General features: G+C 50.2%; 22 protein-coding genes, 4 pseudogenes and 1 riboswitch. Of the genes and pseudogenes, 23 read left to right on the forward strand and 3 right to left on the reverse strand.

Features of this window, described 5'->3' with window-relative positions:
* Nucleotides 1-36 precede the first annotated feature (36 nt).
* From QJ48_RS00100 to QJ48_RS00125, 6 genes and pseudogenes are all read left to right on the forward strand, one after another.
* On the forward strand, nucleotides 37-1,167 hold the full coding sequence (locus tag QJ48_RS00100; RefSeq protein ID WP_054971636.1) for a pentapeptide repeat-containing protein: 1,131 nt from the start codon (nucleotides 37-39) through the stop codon (nucleotides 1,165-1,167).
* Nucleotides 1,168-1,185: 18 nt separating this feature from the next.
* Nucleotides 1,186-1,686: pseudogene (locus QJ48_RS00105) on the forward strand (DUF1629 domain-containing protein); the annotation flags it as partial.
* A gap of 275 nt (nucleotides 1,687-1,961) precedes the next feature.
* Entirely contained in the window at nucleotides 1,962-2,363 is a 402-nt protein-coding gene (locus QJ48_RS00110) for a DUF4280 domain-containing protein (protein WP_054971638.1), read from the forward strand.
* A 74-nt stretch (nucleotides 2,364-2,437) separates the two neighbouring features.
* On the forward strand, nucleotides 2,438-8,014 hold the full coding sequence (locus QJ48_RS00115; RefSeq protein ID WP_054971639.1) for a DUF6531 domain-containing protein: 5,577 nt from the start codon (nucleotides 2,438-2,440) through the stop codon (nucleotides 8,012-8,014).
* A gap of 34 nt (nucleotides 8,015-8,048) precedes the next feature.
* Nucleotides 8,049-8,369 carry a hypothetical protein gene (locus tag QJ48_RS00120; protein ID WP_054971640.1) on the forward strand — a complete coding sequence of 107 codons (321 nt, stop codon included), beginning with the start codon at nucleotides 8,049-8,051 and terminating at the stop codon, nucleotides 8,367-8,369.
* Nucleotides 8,370-8,587: 218 nt separating this feature from the next.
* The gene (locus tag QJ48_RS00125) at nucleotides 8,588-9,013 is read left to right on the forward strand and encodes a hypothetical protein (RefSeq protein WP_054971641.1); all 426 of its coding nucleotides are present in this window, start codon (nucleotides 8,588-8,590) and stop codon (nucleotides 9,011-9,013) included.
* A gap of 311 nt (nucleotides 9,014-9,324) precedes the next feature.
* Here the strand turns inward: QJ48_RS00125 and QJ48_RS38385 are convergent.
* Nucleotides 9,325-9,488: pseudogene (locus QJ48_RS38385) on the reverse strand (DDE transposase); the annotation flags it as partial.
* A 313-nt stretch (nucleotides 9,489-9,801) separates the two neighbouring features.
* Between QJ48_RS38385 and QJ48_RS00135 the strand changes: the two are divergent.
* The 11 genes and pseudogenes from QJ48_RS00135 (at nucleotide 9,802) to QJ48_RS00185 (ending at nucleotide 15,127) form a co-directional block, all read left to right on the forward strand.
* Nucleotides 9,802-10,140: a hypothetical protein gene (locus tag QJ48_RS00135; RefSeq protein ID WP_054971643.1), complete on the forward strand. Its 339-nt coding sequence runs from the start codon at nucleotides 9,802-9,804 to the stop codon at nucleotides 10,138-10,140.
* Between the two features lie 228 nt (nucleotides 10,141-10,368).
* Complete coding sequence (locus tag QJ48_RS38390; RefSeq protein ID WP_054971644.1) at nucleotides 10,369-10,806, forward strand: RHS repeat protein; 438 nt, start codon at nucleotides 10,369-10,371, stop codon at nucleotides 10,804-10,806.
* 13 nt (nucleotides 10,807-10,819) lie between these two features.
* A complete protein-coding gene (locus tag QJ48_RS38395) occupies nucleotides 10,820-10,999 on the forward strand; it encodes an RHS repeat domain-containing protein (RefSeq protein WP_237762761.1) in 180 nt (59 codons plus the stop codon).
* A 239-nt stretch (nucleotides 11,000-11,238) separates the two neighbouring features.
* Nucleotides 11,239-11,526: an RHS repeat-associated core domain-containing protein gene (locus QJ48_RS38400; RefSeq protein ID WP_054971647.1), complete on the forward strand. Its 288-nt coding sequence runs from the start codon at nucleotides 11,239-11,241 to the stop codon at nucleotides 11,524-11,526.
* Nucleotides 11,527-11,615: 89 nt separating this feature from the next.
* The gene (locus QJ48_RS36515) at nucleotides 11,616-11,780 is read left to right on the forward strand and encodes a hypothetical protein (RefSeq protein WP_157261448.1); all 165 of its coding nucleotides are present in this window, start codon (nucleotides 11,616-11,618) and stop codon (nucleotides 11,778-11,780) included.
* A gap of 55 nt (nucleotides 11,781-11,835) precedes the next feature.
* A complete protein-coding gene (locus tag QJ48_RS36520) occupies nucleotides 11,836-12,012 on the forward strand; it encodes a hypothetical protein (protein WP_157261449.1) in 177 nt (58 codons plus the stop codon).
* Nucleotides 11,994-12,585 (forward strand): annotated as a pseudogene (locus QJ48_RS00160) (transposase); the annotation flags it as partial. The gene QJ48_RS36520 and the pseudogene QJ48_RS00160, both read left to right, overlap by 19 nt.
* 201 nt (nucleotides 12,586-12,786) lie before the next feature.
* Nucleotides 12,787-13,131 carry a DUF2512 family protein gene (locus QJ48_RS00165; RefSeq protein WP_054971649.1) on the forward strand — a complete coding sequence of 115 codons (345 nt, stop codon included), beginning with the start codon at nucleotides 12,787-12,789 and terminating at the stop codon, nucleotides 13,129-13,131.
* 10 nt (nucleotides 13,132-13,141) lie between these two features.
* Nucleotides 13,142-13,642, forward strand: a complete 501-nt coding sequence (locus QJ48_RS00170) for a DUF2243 domain-containing protein (protein WP_237762760.1) — start codon at nucleotides 13,142-13,144, stop codon at nucleotides 13,640-13,642.
* Entirely contained in the window at nucleotides 13,632-14,420 is a 789-nt protein-coding gene (locus QJ48_RS00175) for a cytochrome c oxidase assembly protein (protein WP_054971650.1), read from the forward strand. Before QJ48_RS00170 ends, QJ48_RS00175 begins: the two co-directional genes overlap by 11 nt.
* 413 nt (nucleotides 14,421-14,833) lie before the next feature.
* Nucleotides 14,834-15,127 carry a DUF3349 domain-containing protein gene (locus QJ48_RS00185; RefSeq protein WP_054971652.1) on the forward strand — a complete coding sequence of 98 codons (294 nt, stop codon included), beginning with the start codon at nucleotides 14,834-14,836 and terminating at the stop codon, nucleotides 15,125-15,127.
* An 89-nt stretch (nucleotides 15,128-15,216) separates the two neighbouring features.
* Here the strand turns inward: QJ48_RS00185 and QJ48_RS00190 are convergent, their stop codons facing one another.
* Together QJ48_RS00190 and QJ48_RS35450 are read right to left on the reverse strand one after the other, a co-directional pair.
* Complete coding sequence (locus tag QJ48_RS00190; RefSeq protein ID WP_054971653.1) at nucleotides 15,217-15,948, reverse strand: DinB family protein; 732 nt, start codon at nucleotides 15,946-15,948, stop codon at nucleotides 15,217-15,219.
* Between the two features lie 42 nt (nucleotides 15,949-15,990).
* Nucleotides 15,991-16,923 (reverse strand): annotated as a pseudogene (locus QJ48_RS35450) (IS1595 family transposase); the annotation flags it as partial.
* 586 nt (nucleotides 16,924-17,509) lie between these two features.
* Nucleotides 17,510-17,713, forward strand: a riboswitch (cobalamin riboswitch).
* Between the two features lie 162 nt (nucleotides 17,714-17,875).
* On the opposite strand from QJ48_RS35450, the gene QJ48_RS00200 reads away from it, so the two are divergent.
* From QJ48_RS00200 to QJ48_RS00225, 6 genes are all read left to right on the forward strand, one after another.
* A complete protein-coding gene (locus QJ48_RS00200) occupies nucleotides 17,876-18,958 on the forward strand; it encodes an iron ABC transporter permease (RefSeq protein WP_082420259.1) in 1,083 nt (360 codons plus the stop codon).
* Nucleotides 18,959-18,977: 19 nt separating this feature from the next.
* Nucleotides 18,978-19,784: an ABC transporter ATP-binding protein gene (locus QJ48_RS00205; RefSeq protein ID WP_054971655.1), complete on the forward strand. Its 807-nt coding sequence runs from the start codon at nucleotides 18,978-18,980 to the stop codon at nucleotides 19,782-19,784.
* Nucleotides 19,781-20,788 carry an ABC transporter substrate-binding protein gene (locus QJ48_RS00210; RefSeq protein WP_054971656.1) on the forward strand — a complete coding sequence of 336 codons (1,008 nt, stop codon included), beginning with the start codon at nucleotides 19,781-19,783 and terminating at the stop codon, nucleotides 20,786-20,788. Before QJ48_RS00205 ends, QJ48_RS00210 begins: the two co-directional genes overlap by 4 nt.
* Nucleotides 20,789-20,809: 21 nt before the next feature.
* Nucleotides 20,810-21,901, forward strand: a complete 1,092-nt coding sequence (locus tag QJ48_RS00215; RefSeq protein ID WP_054971657.1) for a class I SAM-dependent methyltransferase — start codon at nucleotides 20,810-20,812, stop codon at nucleotides 21,899-21,901.
* A gap of 171 nt (nucleotides 21,902-22,072) precedes the next feature.
* Nucleotides 22,073-22,948, forward strand: coding sequence for a sensor histidine kinase (locus tag QJ48_RS00220; protein ID WP_054971658.1), 876 nt, complete (start codon nucleotides 22,073-22,075; stop codon nucleotides 22,946-22,948).
* A 50-nt stretch (nucleotides 22,949-22,998) separates the two neighbouring features.
* Nucleotides 22,999-23,802, forward strand: coding sequence for a nicotianamine synthase family protein (locus QJ48_RS00225; RefSeq protein ID WP_054971659.1), 804 nt, complete (start codon nucleotides 22,999-23,001; stop codon nucleotides 23,800-23,802).
* The last annotated feature ends 81 nt before the right edge of the window (nucleotides 23,803-23,883 follow it).

The following is a 23,883-nucleotide window of genomic DNA, read 5'->3' on the forward strand; positions in this document are numbered from 1 at the left end:
TTGCGCGAGCGGACAAACGCCGGGGAGGAGAAACGATTGCAGCATGAACCGTTAGAACGATGGCTAACGCAGGAGGTCGCGCCGCAGCAGGAGGCCTTGATCAAGCGCATGGGCGCGGAGGTCCGGGAACAGGCTGAAGCCCGCATTCGGGAGTGGATCGAACCGTTCCGCAAGCTTTGCCTCCGTATCCATGCGATGCAAGAGGCCGGTGACAAGCGTCCCATAGCCTATATCCACGTCTCTTATTTGCGCTCGTGGCTTGGACAAGGAAAGCTTATGTGCAGTCTGGAAGCGTACGACGATACCTGGTATTTGGACCGGAATGCTTGCATGGAACTGCAAGAGCTGCCATGGCTGTATGATCATTTGGAAAGGTACCGGAAAAACATAGACGAGGCGCGCAAAAGCTATGGCACCGACATTTTGCCCTTGGAAAGCGACCGCATATGGATGGAGGACGTGTCTATCGCCGGCCATTATGTCGTCAGCCTCGTCCGGGCGGCCGCTACGCGTATTGTGGAGCTGCCGGAGTTTCAACGGATCCAGCGGGCCGATACGTTCCGCATCCGCGCGGGCGAGTACCTCGATTTGAGCGAGGAAGTGTGGGTGGAAGTGCGCGAGGAAAAGGATGCGGCGGCGATCCGCGCTTCGCTGGAGCGGCAGGACGGCACGCTTTTCCGCTATCAGGATTGGCGTAAACTGGATTTGAGCGGCGGCCGCTACGAAGGGGCCGATGTGGCTTACAGCCATCTGACCAGCTCCAATCTGACGGGAAGCCGCTTGAACAAAAGCGTCTGCGTGGGGGTTGATTTCAGCGGCAGCCGCATGCGGGACGTCGATCTTAGCCAAAGCGTGCTGTATGACGCCAACTTTAGCCATTGCGACCTGCAGGGGGCGAACTTTCAGGAAGCCGTCGGCGGCGAGCCGCTTATTCATGAAGGACAGGTCATGGGCACCTTCGGCGTCAGTTTTGCCGGAGCGAATCTGCAAGGGGCGAACCTGATGTTTGCGGACTTGGAGCACGCGGACTTTCGAGGGACCAATCTGCGGGAAGCCAGGATCATCCTGCAGGAGGCGAACAAGTTTGCGCTTAGCGAGGAGCAGAAGCGGCAGGTGCGATGGATGGAGGAAGACGAGACAGGGCGGCTGGTTGAGGTTCGGAACTAGAGCCATCGGGGAGGACAGAACGGGCACATGTACTATTTTCGTTTGCAGCAGGACAAGCGGTTCATCGACGGGTTAAGGCTGGAGCAGGTCAGCCGGGATATGGAGGTTAAGGAGCGGAACATCGTGTTTGTGAAAGAGGACGGGGACATGCCGGTTTACCTCGACTTCATCGACCATCCGCGCCGGCTCGTATCGGACCGGCTAAAAGCGCTGCTTGAGAAATACGACGACCGGCTGCGGTTTCAATCCGCCATCGTGACCGGGCGAAGTACGCAGCGCCAAGACATTTATTGGTTTATGGAGCCAGGCGAGCTGGATTGTTTATCCGGGAAGACGCAGGTGGACGCCGGCGGGACTTGCCGCCGCTTGGTGCTGTCGGCGTCAAACGTGCGGCGGGAACGTGTTTTTCGCGTGGCGGGCTTGCGGGAGGATGTGCTGATCGTCCGGCTGGACATCGCGGAAAGCTTGCTCAGACGGGCGTTTACGGGGCTTCATCTGACCCCGGTGGAGTTGGATTAGGGGAGTGTTGCTAAAGCAAAGCCTTGAGCACGTTGAGAAAGTGGCCAGATTGAGGTAATAGAATGTACGAGGGGGTGGGGTATCTACTTCCAGGCGCTCTTCTGCAGGAAATTTTTATTGGAAGCTGCTTAGCAGCGGATATTTCCCGCAGACAAAGGCGCATGCTATCGCTCTTCCAGTAGATACCCCACTTCCGTATGTATTTCCATTCTAGTCAAAACCACTTTCCCAACATTCTAAGTTTTGCTAAAGCTAAGCCATGAGGAGGGAGATAAATGCCTAGTGTCAGATCATTCATCAAGCCCGCGGGACCTGCCGTTGAAGCGCCGGCGGGGCAGGAAGCCAGCTATGTCGTAAGGGGAGCGATGCTGGAGTGCGAGTGCGGCAGCAATCCGAATCTGCTTAATCTGCCGACGTGCCATGGCGCATATATTCAGGGGCAGCCGCTCATGAATGTCGCGGACAGCAAGCCCGTCGTCAATATTCCGGCGACCTTCGGCGTATGCGAAGCGCTGGGCGCGCCGTGCGAGCCGCAGGTGAACATGGAGTGGATGAACGGGAAAGCGGACGTGCTCATCGACGGCAAGCCCGTGTTAACCAGCGACTCCTACATCATGTGCATGAAGCATGCGAACGGAGTCATTTATATCGCCGATGACGGGCAGAAGAAAGAATAGCTTTCGTCAGCGGTAATTAGGTTTACTGAGCCTTAAGCCATCTTTTACTTGCAACAGATTTGAGGGGGATGGATGTGTCGAACAACGAATCGGATCGCCTGTCGGGCTTGACCGTACAGGATCTTGTATTGAAATGGCCGTACGGAAAGCTGCGGCTTGAAGAAATAAAAATGACGCGGTTTCCCGGAGCCCATGCCCGCATGCAGCTCGGGGGCATCATGAGCGAGGAAGACAGTCAGGCCTTGGTACGGCAAGGCAGCTATCGCGACCCTATCGGTCTGTATGCGGTTCGGGAAGGGCAGCCGGAGGAGCCGTTGTTTCTCGGGCAACTGCATGAAATTCAAGTGGACCGCATCCATGGTGTTTACAACGTCCAAGTGGACGTCATCTCGCATACGTACCAACTGGACGTGCAGCGCAAAAGCCGTTCTTTCCAGCATGCGGGCATGCTTTATACGGATGTGCTGTCTGAAGTGATCCACGCGTATCCGGGTGGAAACTTTCTGGAAACCGACGCGTTTCAGCGCGGAGCTTCGCTCGGCGATCTGGTGCTCCAATACGAGGAGACCGACTGGGAGTTTATTCAGCGGATCGCTTCCCATGCGGGTGCGGTGGTGACGCCGGACGTCAGCACCCATGCCCCGCGTCTTTGGATTGGAACGCCGTCGGGCAGGCAGCATGTGAAGCTGGAAGAGGGTGCCTACCACATCCGGCATGACGTGCAGACGTTTCTGACCGCGATGGAAACGAATGTTGAACGCTTCCAGGAGGAAGATTTTACGCGCCTTATCGTCGCAAAGGACCAGTGGCTGGAGCTTGGGGCGGAGGTAGAGAGAAACGGCCGTCTGTTTGTCGTTGCAGGCATTCAGGGAGCGATGGTTCATGGCATTTTGCAATTCGAATACCTATGCACCACCCCCGCAGGGCTGCGGCAAAATAAACGGTATAACGAAAACCTGCCGGGTCTGGCGATGGACGGCAAAATTTTGGCGATCGGCGTCAAGAAGGCGAAAGTGCATCTGGATATCGACAAAAACCAGCCGGAGCACGAAGCAGTCTGGTTCACGTACTCGTCGCCGACGAGCCATATTTTCCATGCCATGCCGCCGGTCGGATCGCGGATCAAGCTGTATTTTCCGACGCATGACGAAGCGGAAGCGATGCTGATTCAATCGGTGCGGACGCCGTTTTCCCCGCAGGGCGAGGCGGCGGAGAAAGCGAACAAGAAAATGGCCGATACGACCGTAAAGTCGTTCTCCACGGGCGGAGGCAAGGAATTCGAGCTGGGGACGAAAGATATTTCGTTCACGGCGAAGGAAGGCGCACTATTTATCACCATCGGCGAAGAAGATGGGATCACCCTGCAGAGCGATAAAGACCTCGTGCTGATGGCGGAGCAGGAACTATCGTTTAGCGAGCTGAAGACGTTCCGGGCGGAGGCTCAGGAAGAGCTGTGGATCGCAGGCGGCAAAAGCAGCATGATGCTGACCGACATGACAGACGTGATGGGCCAGCAGGTCATGATGACGGGCAGCGAGCGGCAATCGTTTGAGGCGCTGAGCAACCCGGAAGCGGAGCAGGCCAAGAGCGACAAGGAGAAGGACAGCTTCCTGGAAACACTGGGAACGGCGCTGGATGTGCTCAGCATGGTGCCGGGTCTTGGCATTATCGCGGGAGCGGCAAGCGCAGTCGTGAGCATTTGCCGCGGAGACTTCCTCGGCGCGGCCTTGTCCATCGGCTCGATGCTGCCGATCGGAGGCGCGGCGTTCGGCGCAGCGAAGCTGGCGGCCAAAGGTGTTGCCAAGGTCGCAGCCAAGGCGGCGGCGAAGGCAGGCGGCAAGATGGCCGGAAAAATCGGCCGGGCCGCGGCGAAGAAGGCCGTCCAGTTCGGGAAGAACACGCTGAACAAGGTGATGACAGGAGCCCGGAAGCTGAAGCAGAAGGCCGAGGAGCTGCGGGAGCTGCTGCAGAAGAAGCTGCAGGATATGCAGCAGAAGCTGGCGGAGAAGGGCAAGGCGTTGCTCCAGAAAGCGTTGGAGAAATCCGGGGCGAAGAAGGCGCTTACGAAGTTCAACCATAAAGTGTTGAAGAAATTCGAGTGCACCAAAGGCCTTGGCGACCGTTTCTGTAAATGGGGTTTTGAGCCGGTCGATCTGATCACGGGACGGATGATGAGCGAAGCGACAGACTTCGAATTTCCGGGCCCGCTACCGATCCAATGGGACCGGCGCTGGATCAGCGACAGCGGTCATCGGGGCTTGCTCGGTCATGGCGTGCATCACAGCCTGGATATGCGGCTGGAGGTGCTGGATGACTGCATTGGCGTATTGCTGGCAGACGGACGGGCGGTTTCGTTTGAGCGCTTATACCGTGGACTTATGGAAACGCGAAACCCGAAAGAACGGATGGTTTTGCGCCGGGAAGGGACGGGGTACGTGCTTTTCGAGGAAGACAGCCGTCTGACGTACCTTTTCGGAAACCAGACAGGGATGGAAACGAGATTCCGCCTGGAACGGATTGGGCAGGAATGGGGACATTCTATTGCGCTCTCGTACGATGACCGCGGTCACTTGCGGCAGGTGACGGACAGCGTGGGCCGGAGGCTGGATATCCAGACGGACGAAGCTGGACGGATCACGAAAGTGACTCACGTTTATCGCGGGGAACAGCGCGAGGTGCTGGTGCAGTACCGCTACAACGAGGCGGGGGATCTCATCGAGGTGACGGATGCGTTGGGACAGACGACCCGCATGTCCTACGAAAGTCACTTGATGCTCAAGAAGACGGACCGCAACGGGTATAGCTTCCACTGGCGTTATGACGGACCGACCACGGGAGCGCGCTGCGTTCATACGTACGGGGACGACGGGCTGCTGGAGGGCAGCATCGCGTATTACGACGGCTGGAACGAAGTGAGCAACAGTCAGGGGCATACGACGACGTACGAATACACCCCGGAGTATTATTGCACCCGGATCGTCAACCCGCTAGGCGGCGTTGTGCAGTATGAATACAACGAGCTGGGCGAGCTGCTGAGCGAAACGGACGAGGAAGGCCGTGTTTCCCGGTATGCGTACGACGAGTTCGGGCGGGTCGTTGAGGAAGTACAGCCGGATGGGGGTGTATGGAAGTACACGTACCGTGAAGACGGAAGACTGGAGCAGGTGAAGGACCCGGAAGGCGGTATCAGGGCATGGCAGTATGATGAATTGGGCCGGGTGAAGGGAGTTGTCGGGCCCGATCAGACAGTGACGCGTTTTGCCTACGATGAGCGACATCGGATCAGCGAAGTACACGATCCGAAAGGTGCGGTCACGCGGCTCCTTTACGACGATCAGGATAACCTGATCGAGGTCACGCTGCCTGACGGGACGAGTGGAAAGTGGGCATATAACCACCGGGGAGAATGTCTGCAGGAGACGAATCCGCTTGGAGCGAAGCAAGTGCTGGTCTACGATGCGCTGGGCCGAGTCGTGCGCTCCGAGCTGCCGGATGGTAATGTAATTAAGCTGAAGTATAATGCCTACGATGAAGTGATCCTCGCGGAAGATAACCAGCACCGTGTGGCGTTCGGGTATACCCCGCTTGGTAAGCTGACTTGGCGCGAAGAAAAGGGCAAACGTGTCCAGTTGAGTTATAACAAGGAAGAAGAACTGACCGAAGTCATCAACGAGCGCGGGGAGCGCTATGTGCTGGAACGCGATGCGAACGGAAGCATCGTTCGCGAAACGGGCTTTGACGGAATTGTACGGCAATACATGCGAAGCCCTGCGGGTTTGCTACAGAAGGTAGAGCGGCCGGGTGGACGATGGACGGCTTACAGCCATGACGTTATGGGACGAGTAACGCAGGTGGAATACAGCGACGGTCTGGTGGAGACGTTTAGGTATAACCGTGTCGGGGATATACTGGAGACAGCCAATCCTTTTGTGACGGTGAAGCTGGATTATGACCGGGCCGGTCGCGTCATTAAGGAATGGCGGGGTGCGTACTGGGTAACAAGCCAATACGATGAAATGGGCAACCGGACGGAAGTAAGCAGCAGCCTTGGCGCTCAAGTGACGATGGAGCGCGACATACTGGGGCAAGTTAGCCAGATGCAGGCGCAGCAGCAGCGCGGAGGCGACGCAGCTCAGAACGTCGGCAAGCCGTGGACGGCGCAGATGAAGTACGATGCGCTTGGGCAGGAAATCGAGAGACTGTTGCCCGGCGGGGTAATCAGCAGTTGGCAGTACGATGCCGCAGGACGGCCTGAACGACACAGTGTAAAAGCGGGCGGACGGGAAGCCCGCAAACGAAAGTATACGTGGGACGTCAATAACCGTCTAAAGTCCGTGCTCAACGAGCTGACAGGCAAGAAAACGCAGTACGGATATGACGATTTTGGAACCTTGATCGGGGCCACGAACGACTTCGGTAAAATCTTCCGCATGGCCGATGATGTCGATAACCTGTACAGCAGCGGTCATAAGACGGACCGGAAATACGGAGCCGGCGGGCGGCTGCTTGAGTTTAACGGAACGAAGTACAGCTACGATGAAGAGGGAAATCTCGCTGAAAAGATAGACCCGGACGGCACGCATTGGCGTTATGAGTATTATAGCAATAATATGATGAGCAAGGTTGTGCGGCCGGACGGGCAGGAAGTTACGTTTACGTATGATAGTCTTGGTAGGCGGATTGAGAAGCATTTTAACGGTGTGGTACACTGTTATGTGTGGGATGGAAACACCATCCTGCATGAGTGGAAAGCGGTAAATAGTAAAGTGCAGAGCAATGAGCAGTCTAGGCCAACGCAGCACTTGGGACAAGCACAGAATCCTAAGTCCTTTTCACCAAACGATAGCTTAGTCACATGGGTATACAACGATGGATTCATACCTTCTGCAAAAATAACGAGCGAAGGCAACTACAGCATTATCAGCGACTACCTAGGAACACCAGTAGAAGTTTATGACAAGGAAGGAAACCAGGTTTGGTCATCTGAGCTTGATATTTATGGTAGATTGAAAGTATTTATTGGTGAGAAAGGCTTCGTACCATTTCGTTATCAAGGGCAGTATGAAGATGTAGAGAGTGGATTGTATTACAACCGATTCCGCTATTATTCACCAGTTGAAGGAATGTATACACAGCAAGATCCTATTGGATTAATAGGTGGTACGGCGCTATATGGATATGTAAAGGACACGAATATTTGGATTGATATTTTTGGATTGAGCGGTGCTTCTGGTATAGAAGGCACTAATAACATTTTCAGGGGTGATGATTTTTATAAAGGTGGTCCTATTGGTATGCCAAAGAGTGGAACAATCTCTGCTCAAGATATTATTAATCACATAAGCGAAAAAGGAGATGGACGTCTAACATCATTTAGTACTCAGTTGAAAACTAAAAATGCTAATTCTCGAGGTGCAGATTTCTTTACAAGCAAAAATAATATAAGTAAAGTTTCAGCTTTAGATTTAGATGAACTGGTCAAATCTGGTGATATCACAATTTTGACGAAAGAAAAAGCGATGGAAATAATTGAGAATGAGTTAGGAGTTAAAGCAGCTAAAAAATCTGGTATTCTTGCAAATATGAAGAGGAATAATGAAGTACTCGTTCACGGTCAGATACCGGGAAATAAAATTACTCGGTGCAAATAGTTGTTTGATTAAATATTTTTAAGTGAGGGAGACTATGTATAAAGTAAAAATAGGGATTTCTGGAAATACGTCCGCTCCATGTTTGCAGGTAATTCAGTCAAAAGGTTTTGTTGTTTCAATGTCAACGCATCTTGTATCAGACGATGTGTGGTCAGCAGTTCATGACTATTCTGCTGAAAAAGATGGACTGTTTTTTAACGCAACGAACCTCGAAGAGCTTTTAGGATTGATAGCAATGTGGGAACATCGTGGTGATAGTTGGCACGCACAACATGATGAGGTAGATGTTTATCATAAGTTGCAGGATGACTCGCCACTTTATGATAAAGACGGAAATCTAATAGAACAAGAGTAGTAAGACCCAAGCCGAGTGTTTGCACAAAAAAATAGTCATATTTGTAATAAAAACACTTTTATAGCTTCAGACCTATTAAGGTTATTGGGGTAATTGTTTCAAGAAAGAATATAAAAATGGAATGAGTAGAAAGCAACTAAGTATTATAATTTAATTTTAGATGAAATTCAGCCTATTATGAAATATTTAATATTTCTATGAGGATAGGCGGTGTTTTTTTGAGTCTAGTTGAGCACACCTACAGAGTTTTCAAATCTACATGGGGAATTTACATTAAAATAATTGCCGAGCATACTTCAATATCAAATTACAATGAACAAGATGGCATAATAGAAGTGTGTGAGGGGTTAAAATTGGTTTTTGCTAATAAGCAAATAGTCGGTGAAGATACCATTATTGACGAAGATGTTATTTATTTGATAGAAGGGCTGAAGAAAGTAAGCGGCCAAATTCTGAGTAATTCAAAGTATGAAAAAAATACAATCATTGTCATCCACTCTATAAATATAGCACCGTGTGATTTTCAAGAAGAGGGTTTAGTAGCTGCTATGATCGAATGGGCTTCCATAGCATTTGGTTTTGAGGTCCCCCCAATTGATGTTGCTTTTAATAAAGAAACAAACAAGTATGAATTCTTATATTAAATTTGCAATCTACCTTGAGTGGTTTCCGTCACTTAAGGTTTTTTTCTTCAGCGAGGTTACTCAATGAGAAACCCATCATTTAAATAAAATTATACTTAAATGGCGTATGAATATTTTCTAGATTTCATTTAAATACCTCAATAAGTTACACGTTTATTTTACTGACCTTAAATAAAATTCATTTTCAACGAATCCAGATTAATGAAACTTTAGTGAATAAGCTCTATGTTTCATACAACGAATCGGATCGACCGTACAGGATCTTATGCTGAAATGGCCGTACGGAAAGCTGCGGCTTGAAGAAATAAAAATGCCATACCGAGTGGACAGTCAGCCTTACCTGTGGCATGGGGACAGCGGAATTTCAGGCGATCGCCATCCGCTCCCCAATAGTCGTGGCAAATCCCATTGAGCAGCAGGGCGTACCGCTAGATGTCATGCCGGCAGGCGGTTCCTTCTCATTGCGAAGGTTCATCGACCATTTAAACCAGGAGCTAGAGGTCCAAAAGGAGGATGTCCATAATAAATATGAACGGAAATTTATTTGATATTTTGGATAGTTATTATAGGAATCCAAAATCTATGGAGAACTTTTGGGTAAAGAAAAAGGAATTCTCTAAAGTTCTTTCGATGATTTTAGATGTAAAGCTAGATTCTTCTACCAAAACAACTTTTCATCGTTATATAGATTATTTTATAAACTACACAATTGTTTTTTTGATAAAAAAAATGATGATTTTTTACAATTGTTTAGTGAAGTGAATGACAAAAGTAAGAGGGCTACATTTATGGATCGCTACTTCTCGAACGATCTAATATCTTATGAAATGGTATGTATGATTCTTAATGATGAAGAATTAATAAAAAAAATTGGTTTACATCATGAGTGGATAGAATATCCTTTAATGTTACGGACAAGCTATTTACTTTCAATTTCAAAAGAAAGAGGATTAGATGAAACTGATATTATTCCCCGTGAATTAGATTTAGATTGCTCGTTTAAAGAATATCTTTTGTCTTGGAGCTTTGAAGAAAAAAAATTATCCAAAAAAGGTGTTGATTACTTTAAGAAAAATTTTGAAAATAAGTATAATCAACTCTGTAAAATCATGGGGATCAATCCATAGACTAAACATATGTAGAGAAGACATAGTTCTTCTTTACATATGTTTTTTTCGTGTTCGCCCGGCATGGGTGATAAATTGGCGGTGAAAGTCAGCTACAGGCTTGGCAGTAGGAACTGTTAGCCAAAGGCAAGGGTGTCCGTCGCGAGACGGAATCTGAAGGAAGCCGGAGGCAAACCTTCGGTCTGACGAACAGAAATCACATAGAATAGCACGCCATGGACGTCGCAGATGAAGTACGATGCGCTTGGACAGGAAATCGAGAGATTGTTGCCAGGCGGCATAATCAGCAGTTGGCAGTACGATGCCGCAGGACGGCCTGAACGGCATAGCGTGAAAGCGGGCGGACGGGAAACCCGCAAACGAAAGTATACGTGGGATGTGAATAACCGTCTAAAGTCCGTGCTCAACGAGCTGACAGGCAAGAAAACGCAGTATGGATACGACGATTTTGGCACCTTGATCGGGGCCACGAACGACTTCGGCAAAATCTTCCGCATGGCCGACAATGTCGGGAATTTGTACAGCGACGGACACAAGACGGACCGGTCTTACGGAGCCGGCGGGCGGCTGCTGGAGTTTAACGGAACGAAGTACAGCTATGATGAAGAAGGAAATCTCGCTGAAAAGATAGACCCGGAAGGCACGCATTGGCGCTATGAGTACTAATGGCAACAATATGATGAGCAAGGTTGTGCGGCCGGACGGACAGGAAGTTACGTTTACGTATGATAGCCTCGGTCGCAGGATTGAGAAGCATTTTAACGGTGTGGTACACTGTTATGTGTGGGATGGAAACATTATCCTGCTTGAGTGGAAAGCGGAGAAGGCACAAGCCGAGAGTGGGGGCAGAGTGGAATGAGGAGTGGTCAAAGTCTCCGAATCGGCACGGACAAGCGCTGAATTCTGATGGCTTGACTACATGGATTTTCGAAGACGGAACATTTCATCCTGTAGCAAAGATTACGCCGGAAGGCTCGCACAGTATCATAACGGATCATTTGGGTACGCCTGTTAAAATGTACGACGATGCAGGGGAAAAAGTCTGGTGGATATTTATGGAAATACTTGACGACAAGATCTTTTAGGCGATCGCAGCGCATGTCCGTTCCGGTACCGGGACAGTACGAGGACGAGGAGACGGGGCTGTATTACAACCGTTTCCGTTACTATTCGCCGGATGAAGGGATGTATACGCAGCAAGACCCGGTTGGGTTAGCTGGTGGGACACAATTATATGGGTATGTAAGTGATCCATTAACTTACATTGATCCTTTTGGATTAAGTAGTGATTATATTTTTAGAGGAGATGACTTGTATAAATTAGGAATTGACATAGGTCAGGAATTAGGCAAAGTGCTGATATTTCCACTCCATGGGACCATGTAAGAAGGCCAAGCAAGGGAGAGACTAGTATATTTACATCATTTGCAATAAAGAAAGGTAACGCTAAAAAATTTACTCAAAAGGATAATATTGTGAAAGTGTCGCTTGAAGATTTGAAAAATCTGGAACGCGATGGAAAAGTAAAAATTCATACACCAGAATTAGTTGAGCAAATTATGAAATCCAGTGAGGATAAAAAAATTAAAAAGGATGGAAAAAACGTTAGAAATATTATGGAAAAAATGGACAAATTTTAATAGAAGGTAAGATAGATTCTAAATATATTCAACCATGTAGATGAGGTGAGTCTGTTTGAAGATCACAGATGCCATGAATACTTATAATATTGCATTAGAATTAATAATAAATGCGGGCTTTGCTATTACAATTAACGACGAGGATGATGATTCGTTTGTCTGGGAAGCCAAAAAAGGGGATGACATTTTTATTGCTTCAGGTCCATTAAGGGTAGGCTTGAACTGCAAATAAAGAAATTTGGGTTTGACCAAACACTGGAAGCCGTTGCCCTGGATGCCGGCTATTACACAGCAGATATCTGCAAGAAACTCCACGCTCGGAAGATTTATGCCGTCATTGGCGGTCGAAGCTATACCCCAGTAAAAGGCTTGATCGCCAAGTGGCGATTTAAGTATGACAAGGAGCGCGACTTGTATACCTGTCCGCAAAAAACAAGAGCTGACCTATGCCACGACAGACCGGGAGGGTTACCGCCAGTACAAGTCGGATCCTGAGATTTGCAAAGACTGTCCGCTCCTTTCCCAGTGTACACGTTCAAGGAACAAACAAAGGATTCTGACACGACATGTTTGGCAAGACAGCAAGGAGTTGGTAAAACAAAACGGGCGGTCTCGCTCGGGCAAATATCTGTACCGTCTCCGGTACCAAACGATTGAGCGAAGTTTCGCGGATGCCAAAGAGCTCCATGGACTTCGCTATTGCCGGTTCCGCGGCAAGAAAAAAGTCTTAGAGCAAGCGCTCATGACTGCCATCTGCCAGAACGTCAAGAAGATCGCCAACCACCTGGCCAAACTAGCCGGGTAGGGCGATCTTCTGCTTTTCTTATCTTCGATCTTTTCCGAGAATAGATAGTTGATCAAGTGAGCTCTTTAAAAACACAGCTTTGTCAACAAGCTAAGGCATCTCATGACGAGATGCCTTTTTGCCGTTCAATCTCATCTCCATGAATTTGTAAAGAAAATAATGCGCACATTAAAGTTACCATCCAAAAAAGGGGGCTTTGTTGTGAAAATTATCTTTAAGCTTTTGCTTAACGGGGCGATCGCCGTCACGATCCTCCTTTGGCTGACAAGGGCTACGTTCTGGGAAGCGGCTATAGCCTCCGTTGTCCTTAGCGTGATAGCTTATTTGGTGGGTGACCAGTATGTGCTGAGGATAAGCAACAATACAGTCGCGACGCTTGTCGATGCGGTGCTGGCCTTTGTTTATTTTTGGGTCGTCGCTTCCTTGCTGAAATGGGATTTGAGTATCGGCGGGCTCATCTTCCTCACGCTGTTTCTCGGGGTCGGTGAAGCGGTGTACCACCGGTTTCTGGCAAGTGACCGGGAAAGGGGAAAGGTTACCGGCTAATTGACGAATCATGGCTAAGCGAATGATAAAACCGGGATTCAACAAACGCTATCCATACTGGGACCGCAACCTAGGGTCGGGCTGTCTGTTCGGGCTTGGTTTGGTGGCCTTTATTGATGAAGCCGTATTTCATCAACTGCTGCATTGGCACCATTTCTACGATAAGTCGACAACCGGTATCGGCTTGATCTCGGATGGCTTGTTTCACGCTTTTAGCTGGCTTGCAACGATCGGCGGGCTGTTCATGTTTGCCGACCTTCTCCAGCGAAACGCTTTGCTGCTCCAAAGATGGTGGGGAGGGGTTCTGCTCGGCAGCGGCGTTTTTCAGTTATATGACGGAACGATCCAGCACAAGTTGATGCGCCTTCACCAGATCCGGTACGTCGAAAATGTCATGATCTACGATCTGATATGGAACTTCGCCGCGATAGGCATGATCGTGATCGGCAGTATGTTCCTCATTCGTTCGAAAAGTAACAAGCTTGGAAGGGTGGCCACGGATGAATCATGAGCTTGTCCATTACGAATCGAGGAGCCTTGCCGAGTTTGGGTTGGCGTGGACAGCCATATTAGTACTGGTTCTTTATGTTTTTGCCGCGGTCGTATCCGGCCGTCGGTTCAAGCCGTGGCCGCTGTACCGATATGTTTGCTGGTTTTTCGGTATTGGCAGCGCAGCTGTTGCTGTGATCGGACCTTTGGCCCATCGGGGACACACGGTTTTTGCAGCGCATATGACCGGGCATCTGCTGCTTGGAATGCTGGCACCGCTCTTACTGGCGCTTGCGGCACCCATGACACTTCTCTTAAGATCCCTTCCCGTACCATGGTCGCGAAAGCTATCACATGCGCTGAAAAGTCGGCCGTTGGCAATACTAACCGATCCGGCGGTAAACTCCGTCCTTAATATCGGAGGCTTGTGGGTTCTATATACAACGGACCTGTATATGATGATGCATCAAAATGTTATTATTCATATCCTGGTTCATGTCCATGTTTTTTGGGCCGGGTATTTATTTACGGCGTCCATGTTATATGTCGACCCGGCACCGCACCGGACAGGCTTCCTTTACCGTGCGACAGTGCTTGTATTGGCCTTGGCGGGACACGGCATCTTGTCCAAGTACATTTATGCCCATCCACCCGCCGGTGTGTCCGGAATACAGGCGGAGGAAGGGGGCAAGCTGATGTACTACGGCGGCGATGCCATCGACGTGGTTCTCATCTTTATGTTTTGCCTTCAATGGTTTAGAGCAGCCCGTCCCCGCATGGGGATGGTCGCAAAGGCTTAAGATCTGGATATAAAGGAGGAATTTGAACCCATGTCACATCAATGCTATTACTGTGAAAAAAAGGCTGAAACTGCCCATAGTATTACGATATATGACGACAGCGGCGTTGAAGAACGTCTCGAAGTTCTTTGCCGTCCCTGTTATGAGGATTGGCTGCTTTCGCAAAAAGGGTAATTGCCGAAAATATGAAATGCCGCATCTAATCGAAGCCACAATGCGGAAGGAGCCGCACTGTGGTTATTTTTGTTGGAATATTTTATTGTATGTACAGGAACTGATAAAATGTTGGAGAGAATATTAATATATTTCATTGGATTTATGATTAATGCTATTTATTATTAATGATATTTAGCTGGAATCGATTTCTGAGGGGATATTTTCCTGGCTTAGCATCATTTTCAGGAGAAATTAACATGAGCGATTCAATACCGGAACATTTGGAAAGCACCTGTACCATGTTAAGTAAAGCGTTCCCAACAGGCATTGGAGAAGAGGAATACTATCCGCTGCTCGCCTTTTTGTACGAACATCTGACGGATAGAAATTTAGCCGAAGTCATTGTTTTAGTTACAGGTAAAGATAGTGCTGTAGCTCTTAGTGATGTCCATCGATCGGTAACGACAAATCGGCCTGGGCAGGAAAGTCTAGACTTAGTAAAATGGAAGCTAATGACTCAGGGTTACGAAGCATGGCTAAATGAAGAGTAGGTAAACCTATTTTTTAAAAGGCTATGTTAATAAACTTTGTTGATTACTATCAAAATGAAAACCGCCTTTTCCAAAGGCGGTAATTAGGGCTATCGTATCCCAGTTTGTTGAGCTTGTCGGTTTGATTTTTTCATTTCCTTTTGCAACTTCTCCTTAATACGGGCACATTTATTCAAATGCAAAAAATTATGTCTTGTTGCTGGCATTAGCACAAGTCCAGCAATTGTCTTCTTGTTCCAATATTCAGCAATACCACTTGCTTCCTGAAGAATAGCATTTTCATCAAACAACTTTTTGATTCTACAATCTTGAACTTTATCTCTGAACTCGCCTGGTTGCAGTGACGAAATTATTTGTCGGGTTTGTTTTCCCACGGCTATTCTATATTCTAATAGTGATTCTATATTTATAAGTGAACTTAATTCTGCGATATCGTCATCACTCATGCTGTTTCCGCTATGGGGAAATCTGATGTTCATTTTTTGTAGCCAATTATCAGAATGAAGTACCTGCTGACTGTCAGCAACTAAAATATTCATCGTCATGTCCTCGACTCTTGCAATATGCCAGAGATGCCATACGATTGAATTTTTTGTATCTGGAGCATTTACTGGATACTTCCTTAATGCACTTTCCTCCAGACTTTCCAAAACGAAATCCTCCAAAGTATTGATGCGGTCGTTACTCATTTTCGATGAGTACAACAAAGCATGATGATTGAGAAAAAGCTCAATCGCTCGAGCATGCTCGTTTGGATTCAATATGATTTCAGTTAAATTCTTATGGTTTTCATTCCAAACCCTTCTTTGCTCCAAATCCATTGAAATCAACTCCAGAATAAAAGTGGGAAGCGACCCATTCCCTTAGCAAACAAACGATGCTTGACGAAGATGAGCATTCGTCTCTTTTACAGGAAACAGACAAGATAAAACTAACATATTTTTCTTATTCGACGCTGTGTTCTCATATTCCTTGCTGTCTAAATAACGGAACCATGCCAAGTAGTTTTGCAGATACTTGGTTGCCACACTGTTGAAGCGGTCCATCCATCGTTTTAGTCTGCTGTGATAACTGTTCACATTCTGTATGTGGTAAATACCTTTTACACGCTGTTTCCCATCGGATTTAAACCGATAATGAGACAAGCCTTTTTTGTTGGCGAAGGAACTGAATGCTCTCCATGAGTCAGCACAGAGCACATTTGCCCCTGTTAGATGAACGCCAATAGCTTCGTCCAGTTTTGATGTTCGAATGCGACCACGCCCAAGAATTCCAGAGTAAGTGGTCCTCTGACGGTCACGAGCAACCAAAACACACACTTGGTCATTACTTATCCCACGTAACTTGGCTTTACCTCCACGTTTACGTGGTTTACGTCCAATGATATTTTTCTTTCCCTTTTCAGAGTAAAGGAAATAGGTCTCGTCCAATTCGACGATACCTTTGGAAGGTTTCGGATGGTATCTGTTTCAAGGCAGATAAAATCTTATGTCGCCATAGAACAGGGTTACATGCGTAACTTCCCCATGCAGTAATTCCGCACTCTTACGTAGCGAAAATCCCTCAATCATGCATTCTATGAACCGAATCCAAAGATGAGGTCGTTTCGTTCTTTGTAGAGGGGTATTGGTAAGGTCATTGAAGGTATGACGACAAGCTTTACAACGGTAACGTTGACGCTTCACTGTTCCAGAACGAGTTTTAATCGTATATTTACCGAACCGAACAACGGAGTGATTATTACAATGTGGACATACCAACCCGTCCTTATGTTTTTGTTCCTGAATTTCGTCGATAGCACGAACAGGTGTGCCAGCTCCACTCGTGCGAGACTGTAAAAAGTAAATGAGTTCTCGCTTACTACTATCATCTAAAGCTCCTGCGAGTCGCTTTAAGTCCTTCAAATCCATAGGTAAAATTACTCCGAAGTTGGTTTATACCCATAATCGTAGAACATTTGTTCCTATTTATCAAATATCAACAATCTCATTTAACATAGCCTTTTAAAATAACTTAAAGGTCGGATGGAGGAAGCCCTGGTGGATTTTAAATCTCACTTCCAGATAATCAAAGCGATCTGATGGAGATAGCCCGCCGCATACCGTTTCTTTCATCGATTTTGTATTCTGTGATGAATCAAAAATATATTGCATCAAGCAAAGAATCCATCCATAGACTAGTATATATAAGTAGCTTCAACCATGAAAAAAGTTATTGGGAAAATGAACGGGGACTTGCCGTATGTGATGACGAGCGAAGAGCTGGACATGATGCTTGACGAAGATCGTCGAAAACTTGCAGGAACAGGGCGTCTCGGTTGGCTTTGCATGAATAATTTCAGTTGACACTGGCTTCCGGACTGCTATAGACTTACTGTGGACAACCGAATAGGTGGAAACAGGTGCTTCAGCGATCGGCTGAAGCTTAAAAGGGAAGTACGGTGCAAATCCGTCGCGGTCCCGCCACTGTTATGGGAGCCGGAAGGTCCGGCTATTTTTCGGCACAACGTCACTGGAGCTTATTTCCGGGAAGACGCCGAAGGAAAAACCCTGAGTCAGGAGACCTGCCTGTTTTGACAACACTGCTATAACCCTGCGGAGAATGGGGAGGTGTTAGGATGCTAGGGCTAATTGGGGACCTTGATGGGTCAATCGGGTCGTCATCTCTTATGGAGGAGCATTTCTAACCGCTGATCGTGGTTGGAGATGCTCCTTTTTGCATGTACTTAGGAAAAAGAGGGGGAGTTCGATGAGCAGCATCATACAAGAGAGGTCTGCGCGAGCGGAACGAACCGTGGCCGAAGGACGTTTCCCGTTGGTGCTGCTGGGGCTGTTCGGAATTTTGCTCGGATCCATCACGCTCGCAGTCATGCTGGGGCCGGTTCGCATCGAACCGTCGATCGTCTGGAAGATTGCCTTCTCGCATATTCCCGGACTGGACCGGTGGCTGGAGCCCGACTGGTCCAAGGCGCAGGGCAACATCGTCTGGGATATCCGCTTCCCGCGCGTGCTGCTTGGCGCCGTCGTCGGAGGCGGACTGGCTGTGGTAGGCACCGCGATTCAGGCATTGACCCGCAATCCGCTGTCCGACCCGTATATTCTGGGAGTGTCCTCGGGGGCATCCGCCGCCGCGACGCTCGTCATTTTATTCGGAGCTTTCCAGTTGTTCGGGCAGTATGCTTTATCGGTGTCGGCTTTTATCGGTTCGTTAATTGCCATTGTTCTGGTGTACATGCTGGCCCGCGTAGGAGGCGCATTGTCCAACACCCGCTTGCTGCTCGCAGGTATTGCGGTATCGATGATGTTGTCGGCCTTGACCAGCTTTATCGTCACGATGGCTCCGAAGGAAGAAGGCATCCGCTCGGCGATGTTCTGGATGATGGGAAGCCTGACCGGGGCCAAATGGAGCTACTTGACGTTTCCGTCCTGTGTTGTCGTCGCCGGTACGCTGTATCTGCTGCTTCAATACCGTTCGCTGAACGCGCTGCTCATGGGGGAAGAGACGGCCGTGACCTTGGGGGTGAACATGGATCGCTTCCGTAAAGTCCTGGTTATTCTGACCTCCTTGCTCACGGGGGTAATCGTTGCCGTGAGCGGAGCCATCGGGTTTATCGGCTTGATGATTCCGCACTTGGTCCGGCTGATGGTCGGCTCCGATCACCGCCGCGTTTTACCGGTCAGCGTACTGCTGGGAGCGTCGTTTATGATCTGGGCCGACGTGTTCGCAAGGCTTGTCATTGCGCCGGAGGAGCTTCCTGTCGGGATCGTGACGGCGCTGTGCGGGGGACCGTTCTTCATTTGGCTGCTGCGCCGCAGCTCATACTCATTCTAGAGAGGAGGGGACCAACAAGATGAAGGTAGAAGTTCAGGGGCTCTCCTACGGCGTGAAGGGAGTGCCCATTATTGAAGGAGTGGACCTGCGGGTCCATCCCGGCGAATTTGTCGGCATTATCGGTCCGAACGGAAGCGGCAAATCGACGCTGCTCAAAAACATATACCGTGTGCTGAATCCCCATGCAGGGTGGATCTCCTTGGACGGGCAGCCGCTGTCCGAGCTGACCCATAAGGAAACCGCGCAGCGGATGGCCGTCGTCAGTCAAGAGACGTCGTCTGCGTTTGATTTTACGGTACGGGATATTGTGCTCATGGGGCGTCATCCGCACAAACGGATGTTTGCCGCAGACACGCGGGAGGACGACGCCTTGATCGACGAATCGCTGGAGCGCGTAGGGATGGAATTGTATGCGCGGCGGAGCTTCTCCAGCCTGTCCGGAGGAGAGAAGCAGCGCGTGCTGATCGCCCGGGCGCTGGCGCAGCAGTCGCCATTTTTGATCATGGACGAGCCGACGAACCATTTGGACGTCCGGTACCAGCTGCAAATGATGGACTTGGTCAAAACGCTCCGGATTACCGCCTTGTCCGCGCTGCACGATCTGAACATGGCCTGTTATTTCTGCGACCGGCTCATTGTGATGAATGAGGGCAAAGTGTACGCTTCGGGCACGCCCGAAGAAGTGATGTCAGCGGAGCTGCTGCACCAGGTGTTCGGCGTGAGCGCGCAGCTGGCCGTGCATCCGGTGACCCGGAAGCTCAGCATTACGTATTTTCCGGAATCGCTGCAACTTCATTTGACGTCAAAAGGAGCTTTAATTTCATGAAAGGCATCTTAGCTTATACAACATCCTTGCTGTTCGTTTGTTCGCTGCTTCTCTTGGCCGCTTGCGGTCAAACCCCGTCGAAGAACACGGCTGCAAGCGGGGACACCCCGCAGAACGATGCGCCCAAGATGGCGGCCTACAGCTCCGTGACGATAGAAAACATGGGCCGCACGCTTACCTTCAAGGAAGCGCCTAAACGGGCCGTCAGCTTAAACCAGCATACGACGGAAATTATGCTGTCGCTCGGCCTGGAGAAATCGATGGTCGGCACCGCATATATGGACGATGAGATTCTCCCGGAACTAAAGGAAAAGTACGCCGCCATTCCGGTGTTGGCCGACAAATATCCTTCGCTGGAAGTGCTGCTTGGCGCGGAGCCGGATTTCGTCTACGGCCGCAAGAGCGCTTTTGCCGAAAAAGGCGTTGGCACCGTCGAAACCTTAAAGGAAAAAGGAATCGAGCCCTACGTGGCCAAAGGGACCTACGTGCCGTTCGGTACGCTGGAGGACGTCTATGAGGATATCTCGAATCTCGGGCGCATTTTCAACGTGCAGGCCAAAGCCGACGCGCTCATCGAGTCGATGAAATCGAAAGTGAAGGAGATTCAAGCGAAGGTCGGGCAGCCCGAGAAGCCGCTGCGGGTATTTGCTTTTGACAGCGGACAGGACACGGCCTATACGGCGGGCAAGTCGTTGTCGACTGAGTTGATCCAGCTTGCGGGCGGCAAAAATATATTCGACGATGTTGAAAAGGGCTGGGCGAAGGTCAGCTGGGAGGAAGTCGTCAAGCGCGATCCGGAGGTTATTCTGATTTTCGACTACGACAAGCCGTCGGCCGCGGAGAAGATCAAGTTTCTGCAGAGCCTCCCGGCCTTGGCGAACGTAACGGCCATCAAGAACAACAAGTTCGTCATCATGCCGCTTTCCGACGTGTTCGAGGGGGTAAGAAACACGACGGCTTTGGAAAAAATGGCGAAGGGCTTTTATCCCGAGAAGTTTAACTAAAAAGCGTCAGGAGGAGCGGCGTTGACCACAACGGAATGTTCATTTTGCCATTATATTTATGACGAATGGTTCGGCGATTGCCGCAACGGCGTGCCATCGGGCATGGCGATCGGGGCTTTGGCCGGAACGGTCTGTTCGCGGTGCGGCCTTCAGGGCGTACGGCACGAGCCGCGGGCCAACGTGCCTTATGCGGGGCTGGAAGCGGAGCTGTACGACCAGTTCGCCGGGAAAGCGGGCATCGTCTTTGCCCGCGATTGGATCATGGGTACCGCCGCGGGCTTCTCCGAGCCGCCCAGGGTACTGGAGCTTGGCACCGGCACCGGCCGAATCGCGGTCGAGCTGGCGCAGCACGGCATCCGGGTATGCGGCGTGGACTGGAGTCCGGACATGCTGAAGCTCGCGGAAACGAAGCGTCAGCGCGTGCTTAAGGACCGTGCGGACACGCTGGAGCTGGTGGAGCAGGACATGTTGAAGCTGGAGCTTGCAGGAACGTTCACGCATGTTCTGTGCCCCGAGGGAATTATCCAGCATGTGACCCGGATGAGCGAGCACCGGACCGTGCTTGGGAACATCCGGAAGCATCTGGTTCCCCAAGGGCTGCTTGCCGTGGAGCTGCTGCTGCCCCCTGCTCAAGCGAGCTGGAAGACGGTGCAGCGCAAGGTGCTGCCGAAGGACAAAATCGTCTACAAACACGTGGAAGGGGAAACGTCGCTGCGGCGTCAAATTTACCGGCTGACCGCCACCTACGAAACGTTCGTGCAAGGCTTGGAACAGCCCAGATACCGGGTGGAACGGGAGCTGGCCCTGATGACGCCGAAGGAGCTCGTGCTGCTGCTGGAGTCGGAGGGCTTCGAGGTGGTCGGTCTCGTGGAAAATGAAGGTGGCAGCAAGCCATGGAGCACCGTGCTTCCGAGCGGGATTGACCGGGTCGTGTCCGATCTGAAGCCGGACGAAACCTTGGAAACGCTGGAAGCCGAGGGACGTCTCGGCTCGGCGACGCTGCCCTACACGCCTGAGGCATGGCGCGCAGGAAGCTTCCCGGTCGGAACGAATGCCGGAATGAACGCGCACGCGGCGGCCGCGTCCTTCAGAATCCTGGCGAAGAAGCGCTGATCGGGCTGCATTAATACCATAATCCTTGTCGATGGCGGCAGGGATTATTTTTTTTGCAGACGTTTTTCGTTAGAAAAGATAGCCCCGGCGAGTCATAGGCACGGGTGCTGAATTATGTTTAGATGAAGGGGCGTGGTTGCGCCGAGTTCATATCCGGGAGGATTTTTGTCATTGTATAAACATTTGAAAAGCTTGATTTTGATCATTCCTACGCTAACGATCGGGATATGGGAGTATACCCGGCATGCGTTTTTGCTTCCTTATATTTCGATGGATTTGGGCAATTGGCTGGCGCCTTTGCTCGTTTACCTCGTCACCATGACGCTGCTTCGGAAGCTGTTTGCGCTGATGGAGCAATTGCAGGAGCAGCTGCAGCAGGAGAGGGCCGCGAAGGCGGCTTTGGAAGAGCGGGAGAAAGTGGCTTCGGAGCTTCATGACGGCATCGCCCAATCGTTATTTCTGTTATCGGTCCGCGTGGACCGGATGGAGCAAAGCCATGCGGTTCCGATGGGAGACCTGTATCAAAGCCTGCGGAAAACCGTGCACGAAGTCAACGACTATGTCCGCCAGGCGATCGACGGCTTGCGGTACCCGGCCGTGCCGCAAACGCAGCCGTGGATGGAGTCCGTCCAGCACCTGATTGCGGATTTCAGGAAGGATACCGGCATAGCCGTCCACTTGGAGTGGGAACTGTCCGAGGAGCGTATGACCGTGAAAGAAAAGGTGGAGCTGTACGCTACGCTTCGCGAGGCGTTGATCAATGTCTTCAAGCATGCGGCGGCGGCGAACGTCTGGATTCAAGGCAAGGACGCCCCCGGACCGGGTTACGGCTGGAGGTGTACGGTTGCGGACGACGGACAAGGCTTCGCATCCGATCCGCTGTCGAAGAAGAACGGCTACGGCTTGAAGATCATCAAGGACCGCGCGGCCAAGATGGGCTGGACATTCGCTCTCCACAGAGAGAACGGGCGCACCTTGTTGACCGTGAACAAGCCGTATGACGCAGAATTCGAGCATAAGGGACAAGAAAACCAAATACGTATTTGAGTAAGCCGCACAGTTTCCTTGGAGATGGAGCAAGAAACGGAGGGAGCTTATTGAAGCACAGGTATGCTTTTTTGCTTTCCTTGAAGCTGCTTGAATACGAGATCCGTCAATTAACCGATTTTTCCAGACAATGCTCGGATTGCTTTGACTTGCTTCAAACCAAATTGGAGGATCTTTGCCGGTTTATGGTCAGCGAAGAGAACGAACGACAGTGGCTTTTATGGAGCGATCATGAAGAAATAAGACAGCATAGCGAGCGGCTGCGGGAGACGTCGGCCCAGGCGCTGTGCGACATGGAGAAATATCAGTCCATCCGTATGCTCGAGCGGCAGATGGATATGGGTCGGTATTTATCCGCTTTGTCGGATGCGGTCTATGATGAGCTTCGGCATTTTCGGATCAGCCGTACGTCGAAGGTGCTGTTCGTCGGTGCGGGCGCATTCCCGCTAACGGCGCTGACCGTTGCGAAGGAGACGAGGGCGGATGTGCTGTGCCTGGATATCGATGCCGAAGCCCTCGATCTGGGAGGCAGAATGGCGGAAGCCTCAGGCTTGCACGATAAGGTGCAATTCTCGGGCCATGGTCTGAAGGAAGAACTGCCGTTTGTCAAAGAAGCCACGCATGTCATGGTTGCGTCTCTGGTCAAAAACAAGCTTGAAGTACTGGAGGACTTGAGGCAGGTCGTGCATCCGGATGCGAGCATCATTTTGCGTTACGGCAACGGGCTGAAATCGATTTTCAACTACCCGCTGGAAAAGGATTTGTCGCAGGAATGGGAGCTGTCACCGGTCGTCCAGAGCAGGGGCATTTACGATACTCTCATGATCAAGCCCAAATGGACGGAAGGACGCTGAAGCCGGTCGTCCACCGTTTGTTCATAAAAAAGGCGGAAAATTGACTCAAAGGGGTCATTTTTCGCCTTTTATCGTTCGTTA

This window comes from Paenibacillus sp. A3 (genome assembly GCF_001399685.1).
Lineage (GTDB): Bacteria > Bacillota > Bacilli > Paenibacillales > NBRC-103111 > Paenibacillus_G.